Here is a 242-nt window from a genome sequence, read left to right on the forward strand (position 1 = left end):
GAAACAAATACGACCTCTGTTAGAGGCCGTATCCGGTGCAGCTAAGACGTTTGCGCAAGGCAGGTCTTATTTGCGGTCTTCCAGTTTGGTGATGTCACGCGACTCGTAGCCGGTGTACAGCTGGCGTGGACGGCCGATCTTGTACGGGCTGGAGAGCATTTCCTTCCAGTGCGAGATCCAGGCGACGGTCCGCGCCAGGGCGAAGATCACGGTGAACATGCTGGTTGGAATGCCGATCGCCT

The 242-nt window shown here is 57.4% G+C and carries 1 protein-coding gene; it reads right to left on the reverse strand.

Annotated features, from left to right (window positions below; translation table 11 throughout):
- Nucleotides 1–66: 66 nt before the first annotated feature.
- A partial coding sequence (locus SB756_RS34355) for a citrate/2-methylcitrate synthase (RefSeq protein WP_410913790.1) occupies nt 67–242 on the reverse strand: 176 nt, incomplete at its 5' end.

It is taken from the genome of Pseudomonas sp. SIMBA_068, from assembly GCF_046534705.1.
In the GTDB taxonomy this organism is placed as follows: Bacteria; Pseudomonadota; Gammaproteobacteria; order Pseudomonadales; family Pseudomonadaceae; genus Aquipseudomonas; species Aquipseudomonas putida.